Origin of the sequence: Pseudomonas taetrolens (assembly GCF_900475285.1) — a bacterium.
Lineage (GTDB): Bacteria > Pseudomonadota > Gammaproteobacteria > Pseudomonadales > Pseudomonadaceae > Aquipseudomonas > Aquipseudomonas taetrolens.
The window spans coordinates 2061801-2075999 of the sequence record NZ_LS483370.1; the positions used below are offsets into that span (position 1 = coordinate 2061801).

Sequence of the window (14199 nt, forward strand, 5' to 3'; positions counted from 1 at the left end):
TATTTTTATGAGTGCTGGATTGGCCGCTCCCGGGCAGAAGCGGCTTCGGATACGGGGTTATTTCAGCGGTGAAAAGTCAGTCGGTCGCAGCAGTTTCGAGTGCAGGCTTACGATGGCATCCAGCTCTTTGTTCTGCCGTGAGAAAGCCTGCCAGCGCGGGTCGGCCGCCATGGCTGTTCGTCGGGCAATGCGGTCATCGAGGCTGGCATAGGCCCAGATGTGTACCACTTGATTGGCTTCACCAAATTCGGTGCTGAAGAAGCCGATCAGGTTTCCCAGGTACTCTTCCTGGACGGGCAGTGCGGCACTTTTATACAGGGCCAGCCAGTCACCCAGCTTGGTGGGCTTAAGCGTGTAGGTGCGTAGTTCGTAGTACATGGTTCTCTCCAGTGTGGGATTGGGGGGAAGCGGTTTCATCGAGCTGATGGGCGATATGGCTCGCCGCCAGGTAGCCAAACGTGATGCCGGGGCCAAGGGTGATACCGGGGCCAGGGTAGGTGCCGTTCATGATCGAGTTCATTTCATTGCCGGCGGCGTAGAGCCCGGGAATAGGAGCTCCGTGTCGATTCAGTACGTTGGCCTGGCCGTTGGTGACCAGCCCCCGGGCTGAACCGAGATCACCGGTGAATAGCCGGATGGCGTAGTAGGGGGCTTTGGACAGCGGTCTAAGACATGGATTGGGGTGGTGTAAAGGGTCACCCATATATCGGTTGTAGGCGGTGCTGCCTTTGCCGAATTGACGGTCTACGCCTTGTTCTGCGTCGGCGTTGTACTGCCGCAGGGTCTGTTGCAGATTGACGCTATCAATGCCGGTGATGTGGGCCAGTTCGGTCAGGCTGTCGGCGCGTAGCAGGTAACCGGCCTCGATCAGCGCCTGGTTGTCGACGGGCCGGGGGCGTGCCAGGCCCAAACCGTATGTGTTCAGAGCATGGGCATCGCAGATCAGCCAGCAGGGCGCATTGGCACCGCCGTTGGCAAACATGGCTTCGACGAAGCAGTGATAGGAGTCGGACTCATTGACGAAGCGCCGGCCGTAGAGGTTAACTGCGATCACCCCGGGCTTGGCTCGGTCGGTCACAAGGTGCGGGAACCGTTCCAGGCTGCCGTCGGCCTTGCGCAGTACTGAGACCGGCGCCCAAAAGAAGTTTGCTGCGAGGTTTTCGCCAATTGCCGCGTTGACTGACGCGGCAAGTTGCTGTCCGTCACCCATGTTGCCGGGTGGCGACATGGTCCAGTGTTCCGAAGCGGTGGCCGGTCGCTGTTCTGCGGCCTGCGGGCTGGCCGCAAAGCCACCCATGGCCAGTACTACGCCACCTCGAGCGAGCAGCGAATGGGTCTGGCCATGCCGAGTAACCCGGACACCGCAGACCCTGCCGTGCTCGACGAGCAGCGACTCAGGCGTTGTCTCCAGCCACAGATCTACACCGTTGGCCAATGCAGTGCTGGCCAATCGGGCAATGAGTGCATTGCCCACGGTCAAGCGTGTGCCACGTGGATGGCCGAGGCGATCGAACGCATAACGACCCATCAGTTTCAGGCAGTGCCAGAAGGACTTTGACGAGCGCTTGATACTGAGAAAGTGCTGGATATCGACACGATTGACCATCATGCCACCAAACAACAGCATGCCGTCAGGCGGGCGTTTCAGATCCTTGAAATGCTCGCCCAGTCGACGTCCGTCGTACTCGTCGATTTCAAGCGCGCGGCCGGTCAGCGTTCCGCCGGGCAGATCCGGGTAGTAGTCAGGCGACAGGGGACGCAAGCTGTACTTGAGCTCACTGTGAGCTTCCAGGTAACGCAGGGCTTCACGTCCTTGTTGGATAAACGCTTCGATCAATTCCGGGTTGTAGCCGGCACCGATAACTTCCTGCAGATAAAGGCGCATCTGCTCGGGGGGGAGGTGAAGCCCTGCTGCGCGGGCCTGGTCGGTATCGTGCAACCATACGGCGCCACCGGAAATGGCCGAAGTGCCGCCGAAGGTCTCGGTTTTTTCCACCAGCAGGACCTTGAGACCTCGGCTGCTGGCGGTCACTGCCGCCGCGAAACCTGCGGCACCGCTGCCCAGGACGATTACATCGTATCCCGGACTGGCATTTTTCAAAGAGGAGGGAAGGGTCGTGTTCATTGTCTATCGCCTGTTTAAGACATGGCCGGAGGCTCAGATTTCCAGTGGAGTCACGCCCATGAAATGACCGAGGTTGCCTAGTTGGGCCAAGGCCATCTCCGGACCAGTCTGAATCGGGCAGCCCATGCGTTGAGCGAAGGCAAGAAACGGTGTGATGGAGGGAGAGGTCACTACATCAGCCACCAGCGTCGTGGCGCTCAGGGTTTCCATCAGGTCGCCCGGAAGCGGCATGGGGCCGTTATCTGTGGCGCCCATGCCGACTGGTGAAGCGTTGACCACCAGGTCGAAGTGGGCCAGCGTGATCGGGTAGGTGCCGATGACAACTTTGGGAAAGGCGTCACGCAGCAGATCTTCGAGTGCCTTGACGCGCTCCTGGCTGAGGTCGCTTATAACGATATGGCTGGCCCCGGCCTGGCACAGCGAATAAGCAATCGCGCTGCCGACGCCACCGGTACCAATCAACATCACTTGTGTGTCGCGGGCATTGAAACCCTGCTGGCGTGCGGCATTGAGAAAACCTTCGCCGTCCACGATGTCACCCACCAGACGCCCATCGGCCTCGCGACGGATTACATTGATCGAGCGCAGGGCATTCGAACGTTCGCTGAGGAGGTCAAGGCGGCTGGCGAGCAGTTGTTTGTAAGGGACAGTGACCACGCAACCGCGCAGGTTCTGCCACCCGCGCAGGGTCCGGATGAAGTCATCCAGCACGTCCTGCTGCAGATCAATGGCGAGCATGGCGATATTGGGCTGGTGCTCGGCGAACCAGCGGTTGAAGTTTTCCGGTGACTTCACCTGTGCAATGGGTGAGCCGACGATGGCGACCAGTTCAGTCGAACCTTGAATCATGTGGAGCTCCCGCTTATTGGCTGTGTTGTGGGCTGATACTGCAAGCGGGGGACTTGGCCGGGCAATGAAACAGAAAGGGGAAGTTGTTGATAATCGCACTGGCAGTGCGATAATCGCATTCATTTGTCGATAAAGTGCCAGAACCTATGAAGCAGCCGACTATTCACTCACGAGACTTGATCGTAGGTTTGCAAAAGGGGCTGGCGCTGTTGCAGGTTTTTTCTCAGGAGCACCCTCGGCTGAGCGTGCCGGAGGCGGCGAGGTTGACCAGCATGACTCAAAGTGCTGCCCGGCGGTTTCTGCTGACGCTGGTGCATGATGACTTTGTGCAGACAGATGGCCGTTATTACTGGCTCACTGCCAGGGCTTTGCGCATTGGTCAGGCATATGTTGATTCTGCAGTATTGCCGCGGATGTTGCGCCCGATCGTCGAGCAGGTGGCACGGACTACACAGGAGCATGTCTCAGTGGGCGTTCGTGACGGAGATGACATTGTGCATATCGTGCGCAGTCGTTACAGCCATATCACTTCGATGTCTATCCGGCCCGGCTCACGAGTACCCATGTATTGCACGGGTAGCGGTCGACTCTGGCTGGCGAGCCTGTCAGCAGAGGCGCTCGATGCGTATTTTTCACGGAATACGCCACGAGCGATTACGCCTTACACCCTCACGGATGCAGCGCAGATCCGTCATGAGATAGTCGTTTCGGCCGAGCGTGGTTATGCAGTGGTGGATCAGGAGTTTGAAGTCGGCATGCGGGTGTTGAGTGTGCCGCTGATCAATCGGGAAGGACAGCTTCAGGCGAGCTTGACTCTCACCACACATGCCTCGCGCATGACCATAACTGAGATGCGTGAACGTTATCTTTCAGCCCTGTATGAAGGTCAGGCGTTGCTGAGACCGATCATGACACTCTGAGCTTCAGCGCCAGCTTGGTACGAGGCTCGGCCTGACGGTTCAAGCACGGTTGAACCGTCAGCCATTTGATCAGCGCTGCATTCCCCAGCGCTTTACGGTCACTCGCTCCAGCGTATCGAACACCAGGTTTTCAACCAGCAAACCAATAATGATCACCACGGCCAGCCCGGCAAAGACCTTGTCGGTGTACAGCTCATTGCGGTTCTGGAAGATGTACCAGCCCAGCCCCCCTTGCCGCTGGTCGCACCGAACACCAGTTCGGCGGCGATCAGGGTGCGCCAGGCGAATGCCCAGCCTATTTTCAGTCCGGCAAGGATAGAGGGCAGTGCGGCGGGAATCAGGATGAACAGCACGAAACGAATGCCTTTCAAACCGTAGTTACGCCCGGCCATGCGCAGGGTTTCCGAGACGCCGCGAAAGCCTGCGTAGGTGTTCAAGGCCAGGGCCCAAAGCACCGAATGCACCAGTACGAAAATCAGGCTGTTCTGGCCCAGGCCGAACCACAGCAGGGCCAGTGGCAGCAGTGCGATCGCCGGCAACGGGTTGAACATTGAGGTCAGGGTGCTCAGCAGGTCGCGACCAAACTGGGTCGAGACCGCCAGGGTGGTCAAGGCGAACGCCAGGGCGATGCCGATCAGGTAACCCTTGAGCAGCACCACCAGCGAAATCCCCACCTTGTCGAAAAGCTCGCCACTGAGCAGCCCGTCGTACAGGGCGCTGGCGGTTTGCATGAAACCGGGTAGCAGCAGGTCGTTATTCTGATAGCGGGCGACCAGTTCCCAGAGGACCGCCAGCAGAATCAGGATCAGGCTTTTGCGTAACCAACCTTGCTGCCACAGGCGTTGTGCCAGGGGGAGTTCTCGTTCCAGCGGAACGGCCAGGAGCGGCTCAAGCACCACTTCGTATTCCTGGCGTGCAGAGGATGAATGGCTCATCGGGTGCTTCTCCATGCTTAATAGGCGATGCGGATATCGGCGAAATCCAGTTCTGGCTCGGTGTCCTGAACCTGTCCCTCATCAAACAACAGCTGATGGATGCGCCGCGCCGACTGCTGGAATTCAACGCCTGCAAGGCTGTGCAAACCGTACTGATGACTGTGGATCTCGGCCCGTACCCGCCCCGGATGCGGCGACAGCAGCAAGATCCGGTTACCGATTACCAGGGCCTCTTCGATGGAGTGCGTGACAAACAGCAGGGTGAAACGGACTTCTTCCCAGAGCAGCAGCAATTCCTCCTGCATCTTGCGTCGGGTCAGGGCGTCGAGGGCCGCAAAGGGTTCGTCCATCAACAGGATCTTGGGTTGCATGGCCAACGCCCGGGCAATCGCCACGCGAGCCTTCATGCCCCCGGACAGCGTATGCGGGTAGGCATCTGCAAACGCGGCCAGGCCGACTTTATCCAGATAGTGCAGTGCTCGCTCCTCGGCTTCGCGACGCTTAAGGGTTTTTGAGGCGAGCAACGGGAACATGACGTTCTGCTTGACGGTCTTCCAGGGCGGCAACTGATCGAACTCCTGAAACACCACGATCCGGTCCGGCCCTGGCGCGGCGACCGTTTGCCCTTGCAGTCGGATCTGCCCTTCGCAGGGCTGGATAAACCCGGCCACGGCCTTGAGCAATGTCGATTTACCGCAGCCAGAAGGGCCGAGCAGTACAAAACGGTCACCCGGATCCACCTCGAAACTGACCCGGTGAGTGGCCCGGACCACGCGCTGCGCCGTTCGGTATTCGAGGCTGACCTGGTCAACCGACAGCAGGGCCGGAGCGGTTGCGATGGGGTTGCTGGCCGCGTGGCCTTGCACATGCGCGTTCATGTTCTGTCAGCTCCCTTGCAACGGTTTTGCATCCTGGAAGAAGTAGTCTTTCCAGGATTCAGGTTTGTGTTTAATGGCACCCACGCGATAAAGAAATTCGGCCAGGGGATAGGTGTTTTTTGGCGTGACGCTGAATTCGAATTGCGGGTTGTCGATGATTTTCAGTAAGTCGGCGCGGTCGATTTTGGCCTTGGTGACCCGGATGTAAGTGTCCGCCGCCGCGCCTTTGTCGTTCTGTGCAAACGTGGCAGCTTCCGTCAGGGCATCAACGAAGGCTTTATAGGTTTTCGGGTTCTCGTTGCGAAATTTCTCGGTCGCGAACAGCACAGTGGGCGAGTTTGGTCCCAGCAGGTCGTAGGTATTGAGTACGACATGCACATTCGGGTTTTTCAGCGCCTGATCCTGGAACGGCGGGTTGGAAAAATGCCCGGTCAATTCGGTGCCGCCGGCGATCAATGCGGCGGTAGCATCCGGGTGCGGGACGGCGAGGGTGTATTTGTCGAGACGGTTGAAATCCTTGTCTCCCCATTGTTTGGCCGCGGCGTACTGCAGGAAGCGCGATTGCACGGAAACGCCGACGGCGGGCACGGCTATGCGGTCTTTCTCAGTAAAGTCAGCGATGGTTTTGACCTTGGGGTTATTGCTCACCAGGTAGTACGGGAAATTTCCCAGAGACGCCACGGCCTTGACGTTCTGTTTGCCGCGGGTGCGGTCCCAGATGGTCAGCAGCGGGCCAACCCCGGCGCCCGCGATATCAATCGAGCCTGAGAGCAGCGCATCGTTGACGGCTGCACCGCCGGACAGTTGCGTCCAGTCGACCTTGATGTCGATACCTTCTTCCTTGCCATATTTTTCGATCAGATGCTGATCGCGCACCACATTGAGCAGCAGGTAAACGATCCCGAACTGTTCGGCGATGCGGATCTCACCCTCGGCTTGGGCCATGCCGGGGGCAAACAGGCTGCTGGTGAGCAGGCTGAGGCCCAGGCCGATACGGGTTGCCACAGCGTTAATGCGTTTGGACATGTGAGTGCTCCTGGTCATGGACATGACGTGGCCGATCAGTAAGGGGCGTCGCCCTGAATGGTGGTGCGATAGAGCTTGCGCCGCAGATGACTCGGGCATCCTGCCGCGAGGTGGATCAGCGAGCGGTTGTCCCAGAAGACGAGGTCGCCGGGCTGCCAGGCATGGCGATAGATATGTTCCGGCTGGACGCTGTGGGCATAGAGTTGCGCCAGCAATTGCCGGCTTTCATCCTCGGGCAGACCGACGATGCGGGTGGTGAAGCCTTCGCTGACGAACAGTGCTTTGCGGGCGTTTTCCGGGTGGGTGCGAACGATGGGGTGAACCACTTCCCTGACTTCGGCGAGTTGTTCCGGGGTCAAGGTCGGACGCCAGTTGCCTTCGAACCGGGTCTCGCTGTAACGCGCAGTGTAGGAGTGCGCGGCGGATCGGTCTTCGACCGCCGTGCGCAGTGCTTGCGGCAGGGTGTCCCAGGCTTTGTGCATGTCAGCGAACAAGGTGTCGCCACCCTCGGAAGGCAGCTCCTGGGCGTGCAGCATTGAGCCCAGACTCGGCAGCTCCTTGTACGAGAGGTCGGAGTGCCAGAACTTGCCGGCATCGCCCAGGCCGATGGATTGGCCGTTCTCGATGATGTTGGAGACGATGAGGATTTCCGGGTGGCCGCTCAGCAAAAACTGCTTGAGCACGTGGATCTGCAACACGCCGAAGCGGCGGCTGAAGGCAATCTGTTGTTGCGGGGTAATGTGTTGATCACGAAACACCACCACGTGATGCTCCAGGTGGGCCCGATGAAGGCGGGCGAAGTCCTGGTCGTTGATCGGCAACGCCAGATCAAGGCCGATGATTTCGGCACCCACCGCGCCATTGAACGGGCGGACTTCGAACGATTGGGGGGCGATGCTCGCGGCGATCGCAGAGGCAGACGGTACAGACATAAATCACTCCCACGCAGAGCGCGCTCAGTGGCGCGCATGTCGATCAGAAACTCACGGATAGCCCGTGCGGGTTCATTTCGTGCGGCGCGCCGATTGGTCGGCCTGTACGCAGGGGAATGAATATATAAGCATAAGGAATTTATTTTAAATATCGTTAAGGAATAACGATATGGTCGGGATCGGAGGCCGTGACTCAGGGCTGGACAGCGGAGGGGGGTTCGTCGCAGGATCTGCGCTCCATTGAACCGGGCCTGGCTGAGCGGGCCCGTCCTATCGACGAGTGAGGCAGTCACCATGCGCGAGCCCTTGACCGGACAGGCAAGCCCTGGCATCCGCGAGGCCGATGTCCTGATTATTGGCGGTGGCCTGAGCGGCAACCTGCTGGCCATGCAACTGCTGCGCTTGGTGGGTTCCCGGCGCATTGTGGTGGTGGAACCCCGGGCTGAACTGGGTCGCGGAGAAGCCTACAGTGCGACCGAACCGGGCCACACCCTGAACGGTAACGCGGCGCGGATGAGCGTCGAACCGGACGATCCAGACGACCTGACCCGCTGGCTGGAGGCGCACATTGCCCACGGCGGATGGCCTGAGTCCGCCGCACAATCAGTGCCGGTTGCGCAGCTGTTTCCACCGCGCGGACTGTTCGGAACGTACGCCCGGCAACGGTTGTCCGAAGCGCTGGTGATCGGCTCGGCTCGGGGCTCAAGCCTGACACATGTGCGGGATGAAGCGGTCGATATGCAACCCCATGCACAGCGGGTCAGCGTGACCCTCAAGGGCGGTGAGCAATGGCAAGCCGGTGCGGTGGTGTTGGCCACGGGTATGTTCCCGGCCGCGCGCACGGCCCAGCGTCAATCCAGCGGACTCAATACTATGGCCCTGGATCCGTGGGATGTCGAAGCCTTGCGGGCACTGCCGGTGGACGCACGGGTGTTGATCATCGGCTCCGGGCTGACGATGGTCGACGCGCTGGAAACCCTGAACCAGGCCGGTCATCGCGGACCGATCGAGGTGTACTCGCGGCACGGGCTGTTACCGCATGTGCGCCGTCAGCCACCCGCCTGGGAGGACTTTCTGGATCGGTCACCGCACCTGCGCAGCCCCTTGCAGCTGATGCGTGAACTGCGGCGCCAGTGCCGACTGGCCGAGGCGGCCGGGGTTGACTGGCAGGCACCGCTGGACACGGTACGGGTTCATATCGCTCGGCTCTGGAGCCAGGCCACCGACGTGCAGCGCCGGCAGTTCGTGCGGCATGTGCGCCCGTGGTGGGAAAGCCATCACCACCGTTCGCCACCCCAGGGCCATAGCTTGCTGCAGCGGTTGTTGAGTGAAGGGCGTCTGAGTATCCGCGCCGCATCGTTGCAAGGGGTGGAACGTTCCGAAAGCGGGCTGCCCCGGATCCGCCTGCGCTATCGCGGGCAGGCACAGGTGAGCGTGGTTGAAGGCGATGGGTTGATCAACTCCACCGGTATCGAGTACGACTGGCGCCGGGTGGATAAGGCCTTGCCCAGAAACCTGCTGCAGCGCGGGCTGATCCAGCCTGGCAACCTGGGCCTGGGAATCGCGGCCGATATCAGCGGTGCGGTGTTGAATGCCGAGTCTGTGCCGGCGCAACGGTTGTTTGCCATGGGCCCACCCTTGCGCGGCCAATGGTGGGAGAGCACTGCCGTCACCGACGTCGCCCTGCAGGCCAAAGCGCTGGCCGCGCGCCTGGAACGTTTGCTCTAGGAGCACGCTTGCTGTCGGTGCTGGCCTCGCGCGCTTTCAATTTCGCACGGGGCCAGCGGCGCGGGCGTTACTCTGCCGTTGACGGTTTTTCCCAGAGGTTGATTCCGCCTTCCTGAGCGAAGCGATCGATTTCTGCCAGTTCCTTTGCGCTGAAACTCAGGTTCTGTAACGCCGCGACGTTTTCAATGATCTGTTCCGGGCGACTGGCGCCGATCAGCGCCGATGTGACGCGAGGGTCCCGCAGGGTCCAGGCCAACGCCATTTGAGCCAGGCTTTGTCCCCGCCGCCGGGCAATTTCGTTAAGCGCCCGCACGTGGGCAATGTTGGCATCGGACAAGTGCGAGGACTGCAACGAACCGCCCCCCGGACGATTGACCCGCGCATCCGCCGGCACGCCGTTGAGGTATTTGTCAGTCAACAACCCTTGGGCCAGCGGGGTGAAAGCGATCACACCGGCACCGAGCTCGTGGGTGGTGTCCAGCAAGTCCTTTTCCACCCAGCGGTTGAGCAGGTTGTAAGCCGGCTGGTGGATCAGCAGCGGGACCTTCCATTCATTGAGCAGCGCGGCCATTTCCCGGGTTTTTACCCCCGAGTAAGAGGAGATGCCGATGTACAGTGCCTTGCCTTGTTGCACGGCAGAGGCGAGGGCGCTGGCAGTTTCCTCCAGCGGGGTTTCGGCATCGAAGCGGTGAGAGTAAAAGATGTCGACGTAGTCCAGCCCCAGGCGTTGCAAGCTTTGATCAAGGCTGGCCAGTACGTATTTGCGCGAGCCGCCCCCTTGTCCGTAGGGCCCGGGCCACATGTCCCAACCGGCTTTGCTGGAGATGATCAGCTCATCGCGGTATGCCTTGAAGTCTTCGCGCAGCAACCGACCGAAGTTGGTCTCGGCACTGCCATACGGCGGGCCGTAATTGTTGGCCAGGTCAAAGTGGTTGATGCCCAGGTCGAATGCGGTGCGCAACAAGGCACGTTGAGTATCGATCGGCGTACTGTCACCGAAGTTGTGCCAGAGCCCCAGTGACAGTGCCGGCAGCACCAGCCCGCTGCGGCCCACGCGGCGGTAGGGAAGAGTGTCGTAGCGATTTTCGGCAGCGGTATAAGTCATCGAATCCTCTCGATCAGGTAGGTCGGCATTCGGCAAGCCGTTGACGAGCAAGCGTAGTCCCCCTGCTGGACTTCAGATATACAGATTAAGCATTCGTTCGGGGTCGTGTTGTCGGGGCGATGCGCTCACTATGCAGCTTGCCGTGGCAAGCCAACCTCACAACGGGGGCTAGAGTTTTATGGGAGTGCCACCGAGGCGATCTGACTCATAAGCAGCCTCGATGATACTCATGACGCTGTGCATCGTTGCAAGTCCGGCTCCTGCATATGCAGTCTCACGGCCAGGCGCGAGAACGTCGGTTACGAAGTTGTCGTAATAAACGTCTGAGTTCAGGCTCATGTGAAGGTCACTTGCCTGCCCAGCAGCGTCGATCAGACGCATGCCATCCGGGGTCGAGCGCGCGTAGAACTGATCGGTAGACAATGAAAATGAGTACTCCCGTTGCTCGGGAGTATTCGCCGGGTAGTTGTAGCCAGTTTCGATGGTGCAGATGCAGCCGCTCTCGGTTACGAGGGTCATCATTGAGCCGATCTCTACCGCTGTCAGTTGCGGGTCTCGATACATCACTGCAGATACGCTGCGTATGCTCTCTCCGGAAATTTCCCGAGCCAGATCGATGAAGTGAGCGGCCAGGTTGATCGTGCAACCGCCACCCGAGCGTTTCGGGTCAAGCATCCAAGAGCAGTTGTTCATCAGGTAGCGTTCGGGTGGCCCGGCATTAAATCGAAACGACTGAGTTCTCCATTTTGCACCGCTCTTAAGCGCCGTTTGTTTGAGGCGGTTCAGTAATTCACTGTGCCTCCAAACCAATGGTACCGCCACGAACAGACCTGCGGCTTCGGCACGTTGATGCAGATCCAGCACTTCGTGACGGTTGAGCCCGCAAGGCTTCTCCATCGCGAATGGAATGTTTCGCTCGATCAATGTTTTGCCCATGGCATACAGCTCATCGTGCGGACCAAAGACGAACGCAAAATCAAACGCTTCGTTATCCAGCAGGGTTTTCCAGTGATCGTAGCGCTGCGCTCCGAAGCGCTGAGCGAGGGCAGGGCCACGCGAACCTGTGGCGTCGGATACCGCCGTGACAGTCACATCAGGCAGCCGCTCAAGGGCATCAAGGTAGAGAGGGGTGTGCCAGTGGCTTACTTCCAGAAGTACGACTTTCAAACATTCATTCCTTATTAAAAGTGTGTTTGACAAGCTTGCCGGTGCATGAGGGATTGCGGTTCAAGCATAAAAATAGCAGCGTTCGAGCCACGCTTGCGAGGTTGAACAGGGGGCTTACAATCCGCTTGAGTAGCGACGTTCGATATCTTCGAAACCTAGAAAACTGAGTGCCAACAGAGCTTGGCCCAGGTGCATAGGGTGGCCATCCAGGGTTTGACAGCCGAGCGATTGCGCCTTGAGCAGCAACGCAGTCGGCTCGGATCTGGTGATGATGTCGACCACCACCGTAGTTGGGGACAACCGCTCTGCGTCTATCGGCATCGGGTCAGCAGGGTTCATGCCGAGCGGAGTGGCATTGATCACGATGTCATGACCCGCTGGGTCTGCTGGGCCTGCATGCACAACGCACGCCCCCTGTTTTGCGACACATTGCGCTAGGTCTAAGGCGCGGTGCGGGTCCAGGTCTGAAATGATTAGCGATCGGGCGCCAGCAGCGGCCACGGCAAACGCGATTGCCCTTCCCGAGCCGCCTGCACCGACAAGCAGAACCGATTTTCCGAGCAGGGTAACGCCTTGACGCTGCATGCCCAGCACGCAGCCAAGCCCGTCAAACACCGCACCCACCCAGCGCCCGTCGCTGTCACAGCGAATGACGTTGATTGCGCCGATCTGACGCGCGGTAGGGTGAAGAACGTCCACGAGATCAAGCATGCTCTGCTTGTGCGGCATGGTGACGAGAAGCCCAGCAAGGTTGCTCACCGTTCGTATACCACTAACAAACCCGGACAGGTCTCCTGTACCGACCTCCAGTGGAATGCAGACGGCATCAGACTGTGCCTCGGCAAACAACGTGTTCAGTAGCACTGGGGACTTGGCACTCCTGAGGGGAGTGCCAATTAATCCATATATACGAGTGGTGCCGATAATACGTGGATACATGTCAACCTACTGGTGTGGGCAGTGGTAAGTCATTGTCAGTAGGAGGGTGCTGAAACTCACTACTCACTAAGTGTGCAAACTCACTGCCATATTGTTCTAAGCGCTGTGCTGATAAATGGAACAGCGCATTAGTGTTAATCGGGCTGGCTTTTAAGAGCGTATCGCTGGTGCTGATTGGACTGCATTTGCTTGCAGCCCGGAAATGGACTGTTCTTGCACGCGTTCATATTCCTCTTTCGACATTGGGACTGCATTAGGGTCACCGAGATCCTTCAGGCGAATCCGGTATGTTTCGCGGGTAGTAAAAGCAGCAATCGCTGAGATTAAGCAGATACCAAAAGTCAACGCTCCGATTTTAAGAGGAATATTCTCGGTTCCGGGAGGTGCAACCGATACGAAAAGGGCTGGCAGAAATGCTGTGCATGCCACACCGATATTCTGACCAATGGCCATGCCGGTAACACGGACGCGTGTACGGAACAGTTCTGGGAACAGGCTTGGGAATACACCATTAAAACCTTGGTAAGCCACACCCCACATGAGCAGCGAGAAAATCACCGAAAGCCATAGATTGTGAATGCTGATTGCATAGAGATACGCAAATGACAAGAGTCCGCCGCAAAGAACACCCACAATTACCGGAGGTCGACGGCCAATCCTGTCAGAGAGCTTACCCACGAAGGGGATAAGTATGACCGCGCACAAATTGCCTAAAACCGGTATCCACATGAACACGCCGGAAGGAAAGCCAATGCCATAGGCAGGTTGTACTGCATAGGTTGCTCCGAATACTGAGGCGACGATGGCAAGGATCCCGGAGAGCGCCATGCCAACCACTCGCAACACATCTCGCCAGCTCTGTGTGATCACTTCGACCACGGGTAATTTGCGGGTCTCGGCTTGGGTCAGCGCCTCGGTGAATACTGGGGCTTCATGAACTTCACGGCGGATGATCCACCCGGCAATCAGCACAAAGACGCTGAGCAGAAACGGTATTCGCCAGCCCCAGGCAGCAAATTGATCGGCGGGCATGAAATGGGCAAGCGGCAGGAAAACCGCAGCCGCTAGAAGTTGTCCTGCTTGTACGCCTTGAAGTGTAAAGCTTGCGAAGTAACCTCGACGTCCATCAGGCGCGTGCTCCAGGATCATGGAGCTTGCACATGACATCTCTCCTGCGACAGCAAATCCTTGAATCAGACGCAAAAAGATCAACAGTGCAGGGGCCCAGACACCGATCTGCTCGAAGGTAGGTAGCAGTCCGATGCTCACGGTCGAAAAACCCATCAAGAACATGCAGTAGACCAGTACGGTCTTGCGCCCATGTCGGTCGCCCAGGTGCCCTAATACCACGGCTCCGATTGGGCGAGCGATGTATCCGACGCCGAAGCTTGCCAGCGAAACGATGATTCCGACGGTCGGGTTCTCTGTCGGGAAAAACAGCTGCGGGAAAAGCAAAGCCGCGGCGGTGGCGTAGATGAAAAAGTCGTAATACTCCAAGGCGGAGCCGATCCAGCCGCTCGCTGCGGCCTTCTTTGACTGACGCTTAGAATCTGGATCGGCCTGAATGCTTTGGCTCATGAGATGTCTCCGGAATT

General features: G+C 58.9%; 12 protein-coding genes and 1 pseudogene. 2 read left to right on the forward strand and 11 right to left on the reverse strand.

Going from position 1 to position 14199, the window contains the following annotated elements; genetic code table 11:
* Nucleotides 1-57: 57 nt before the first annotated feature.
* The 3 genes from DQN55_RS09580 to DQN55_RS09590 are packed head-to-tail and all read right to left on the reverse strand — an operon-like array spanning nt 58 to nt 2974.
* Nucleotides 58-378, reverse strand: coding sequence for an NIPSNAP family protein (locus tag DQN55_RS09580; protein WP_048380467.1), 321 nt, complete (start codon nt 376-378; stop codon nt 58-60).
* On the reverse strand, nt 347-2125 hold the full coding sequence (locus DQN55_RS09585) for an FAD-dependent oxidoreductase (protein WP_048380465.1): 1779 nt from the start codon (nt 2123-2125) through the stop codon (nt 347-349). The genes DQN55_RS09580 and DQN55_RS09585 overlap by 32 nt, the downstream gene beginning before the upstream one ends.
* 33 nt (nt 2126-2158) lie before the next feature.
* Complete coding sequence (locus DQN55_RS09590; protein ID WP_082150734.1) at nt 2159-2974, reverse strand: shikimate dehydrogenase family protein; 816 nt, start codon at nt 2972-2974, stop codon at nt 2159-2161.
* 146 nt (nt 2975-3120) lie between these two features.
* Here DQN55_RS09590 and DQN55_RS09595 point away from each other — a divergent pair, with 146 nt between their 5' ends.
* Nucleotides 3121-3894, forward strand: coding sequence for an IclR family transcriptional regulator domain-containing protein (locus DQN55_RS09595; protein ID WP_048380463.1), 774 nt, complete (start codon nt 3121-3123; stop codon nt 3892-3894).
* A gap of 69 nt (nt 3895-3963) precedes the next feature.
* Here DQN55_RS09595 and DQN55_RS09600 read toward each other — a convergent pair.
* The 4 genes and pseudogenes from DQN55_RS09600 to DQN55_RS09615 form a co-directional block, all read right to left on the reverse strand.
* Nucleotides 3964-4829 (reverse strand): annotated as a pseudogene (locus DQN55_RS09600) (ABC transporter permease).
* A gap of 17 nt (nt 4830-4846) precedes the next feature.
* Complete coding sequence (locus DQN55_RS09605; RefSeq protein WP_048380459.1) at nt 4847-5707, reverse strand: ABC transporter ATP-binding protein; 861 nt, start codon at nt 5705-5707, stop codon at nt 4847-4849.
* Between the two features lie 6 nt (nt 5708-5713).
* A complete protein-coding gene (locus DQN55_RS09610) occupies nt 5714-6733 on the reverse strand; it encodes an ABC transporter substrate-binding protein (protein WP_048380457.1) in 1020 nt (339 codons plus the stop codon).
* A gap of 35 nt (nt 6734-6768) precedes the next feature.
* Nucleotides 6769-7665, reverse strand: a complete 897-nt coding sequence (locus tag DQN55_RS09615; protein ID WP_048380455.1) for a TauD/TfdA dioxygenase family protein — start codon at nt 7663-7665, stop codon at nt 6769-6771.
* Between the two features lie 294 nt (nt 7666-7959).
* Here DQN55_RS09615 and DQN55_RS09620 point away from each other — a divergent pair, with 294 nt between their 5' ends.
* Entirely contained in the window at nt 7960-9393 is a 1434-nt protein-coding gene (locus DQN55_RS09620; protein ID WP_048380454.1) for an FAD/NAD(P)-binding protein, read from the forward strand.
* A 67-nt stretch (nt 9394-9460) separates the two neighbouring features.
* Here the strand turns inward: DQN55_RS09620 and mgrA are convergent, their stop codons facing one another.
* The 4 genes from mgrA to DQN55_RS09640 all read right to left on the reverse strand — a co-directional run bounded on the left by mgrA (nt 9461) and on the right by DQN55_RS09640 (nt 14182).
* Nucleotides 9461-10498, reverse strand: coding sequence for an L-glyceraldehyde 3-phosphate reductase (gene mgrA, locus DQN55_RS09625; protein ID WP_048380453.1), 1038 nt, complete (start codon nt 10496-10498; stop codon nt 9461-9463).
* A gap of 168 nt (nt 10499-10666) precedes the next feature.
* Nucleotides 10667-11665: a Gfo/Idh/MocA family protein gene (locus DQN55_RS09630; RefSeq protein ID WP_048380451.1), complete on the reverse strand. Its 999-nt coding sequence runs from the start codon at nt 11663-11665 to the stop codon at nt 10667-10669.
* Nucleotides 11666-11779: 114 nt separating this feature from the next.
* Nucleotides 11780-12529 carry a shikimate dehydrogenase family protein gene (locus DQN55_RS09635; RefSeq protein WP_231995662.1) on the reverse strand — a complete coding sequence of 250 codons (750 nt, stop codon included), beginning with the start codon at nt 12527-12529 and terminating at the stop codon, nt 11780-11782.
* A 225-nt stretch (nt 12530-12754) separates the two neighbouring features.
* On the reverse strand, nt 12755-14182 hold the full coding sequence (locus DQN55_RS09640) for an MFS transporter (RefSeq protein ID WP_048380447.1): 1428 nt from the start codon (nt 14180-14182) through the stop codon (nt 12755-12757).
* Nucleotides 14183-14199: the final 17 nt, after the last annotated feature.